The sequence below is a fragment of the Micromonospora sp. M51 genome, assembly GCF_018070305.1.
GTDB classification, from domain to species: domain Bacteria; phylum Actinomycetota; class Actinomycetes; order Mycobacteriales; family Micromonosporaceae; genus Micromonospora; species Micromonospora parva.
This window is the reverse complement of sequence record NZ_JAGPXZ010001011.1, coordinates 1-1,818: the sequence shown is the minus strand read 5'-3', so window position 1 is coordinate 1,818 and position 1,818 is coordinate 1. Positions and strand designations below refer to the sequence as shown.

The following is a 1,818-nucleotide window of genomic DNA, read 5'->3' as shown; positions in this document are numbered from 1 at the left end:
CGGCTTCTTGAAACCGGTCAGCTCCTCGATCTCGCGGACCTCACCGACGACCAACTGGCCGGTGACCGACGCGGCCAGGTCCACCACGGACTCGACCTCGATGCCGAGGTCGACCAGGGCCTGCTCCAGGTCACCGGTGGGCAGGTCGGCGGGGAGATCGACGTACTCCCGCAGCCAACTGACAGAAACTCGCATGACTTCAGACCACCGTTCCCGTGTCTCGTACCCGCATCGCCTACGCCCCGGTCCCGAGCGCGCGGCTGAACCGCACGTCGCCCTCGAAGAGATGGCGGATGTCGCTGACCCCGTGCCGGACCATCAGGGTCCGGTCGATGCCCATACCGAAGGCGAATCCGGAGTAGACCTCCGGGTCGACGCCGCAGGCGCGCAGCACCCGCGGGTTGACCATGCCGCAGCCGCCCCACTCGACCCACTGCGGGCCGTCCCGGTGCTCCGGGAACCACACGTCGAACTCCGCCGACGGCTCGGTGAACGGGAAGTAGTGCGGCCGCCACCGGGTCTTCGCCTCCGGGCCGAACATCGCGCGGGCGAAGTGGTCGAGCGTGCCGCGCAGGTGCGCCATCGTGATGCCCTTGTCGACGACCAGGCCCTCGGCCTGGTGGAACACCGGGCTGTGGGTGGCGTCGATCTCGTCGGTGCGGTAGACGCGGCCCGGCACGATCACGTAGATCGGCGGCTTGCGGCTGAGCATGGTGCGGGTCTGCACCGTCGACGTGTGCGTGCGCAGCACCAGGCCGGAGCCCTCCGGTGCGATGTGGAAGGTGTCCATCAACCCGCGCGCCGGGTGGTCGGCGGGGATGTTCAACGCGTCGAAGTTGACCCACTCCAGGTCGACCTCGGGCCCCTCGGCCACCTCGTAGCCCATCCCGACGAACAGGTCGCTGATGGACTCCATCAGGGTGCTCAGTGGGTGTCGCGCACCGCGCGGCCGCCTGTCGTAGGGCAGCGTGACGTCCACCCGCTCCTCGACCAGCACCCGCTCGGCCTGCTCGCGCTCCACCACCTCGGCGCGCTCGGCGTAAGCGGACTCGATGGCCCGGCGGGCCTCGTTGACCCGCTTACCGGCGTCGGACTTCGCGGCCGGTGGCAGCGCGCCGATCTCCCGGCGGGCGAGGGAGACCGGTGACCGGTCACCCAGGTGCACCGAACGCAGCGCGGTCAGCGCGTCCGGGTCGGCGGCGGCCTCGAACGCCTTCGTGGCGTCCGCGACGGCCTCGGCCAGGGCAGCGGGGTCGAGCAGGGCGACCTGCTTCGGGTCGTACGGATCGTTGCGGTAGCTCATGGCGTACGGGCACTCCCTCACGGCGGCGCCAGCCCTCCACGGGCGGCTAGGCGAGTCTACGGACGCGCGGCTGTGCCGCAGCCCGCCGGTAGGAGTTGCGCAGGGAGCAGGTCAGGCCCGCCGCCCGCCGACACCGGCGGGCTGGCTAAACGAACGCCGTGTCGCGTTCATGGACGGAGCATCTCCCCTGCTGTCAGTCGCGCCGGGTGTGGACACCGTCAGCGCTGTGCTCTCGCTGAAGCGTACAGGCAGACCGCGGCAGCCGCAGCCAGGTTCAGGCTCTCCGCGCGCCCGTACAGCGGCACCCGCACCCGCGCGTCGGCGGCGGCGGTCAACTCCTCGGGCAGGCCGTGCGCCTCGGAGCCGAACAGCCAGGCCGTGGGCCCGACGAGCCGCCCGTAGTCGGTCAGGTCGTCCAGATCGCTGTCGCCGTACCCCGTGGTGGCGAAGATCGACAGCCCGGCGGCGCGCAGCGCCTCGACCACAGCGACCGGGTCGGGGGCGCGCACCACGTC

The 1,818-nt window shown here is 71.5% G+C and carries 3 protein-coding genes; all 3 read right to left on the bottom strand.

Annotation, left to right across the window (positions count from 1 at the left end):
- A partial coding sequence (locus tag KBX53_RS31875) for a hypothetical protein (protein WP_210863529.1) occupies window positions 1-195 on the bottom strand: 195 nt, incomplete at its 3' end.
- A 40-nt stretch (window positions 196-235) separates the two neighbouring features.
- A complete protein-coding gene (gene pheS / locus KBX53_RS31870) occupies window positions 236-1,303 on the bottom strand; it encodes a phenylalanine--tRNA ligase subunit alpha (RefSeq protein WP_030335722.1) in 1,068 nt (355 codons plus the stop codon).
- A 218-nt stretch (window positions 1,304-1,521) separates the two neighbouring features.
- On the bottom strand, window positions 1,522-1,818 hold a 297-nt coding region (locus KBX53_RS31865), incomplete at its 5' end, for a TrmH family RNA methyltransferase (protein WP_305797993.1).

Bases quoted from the DNA above. Each gene is read 5' to 3' on its own strand.
- pheS (WP_030335722.1), bottom strand. From the start codon at position 1,303: ATGAGCTACCGCAACGATCCGTACGACCCGAAGCAGGTCGCCCTGCTC.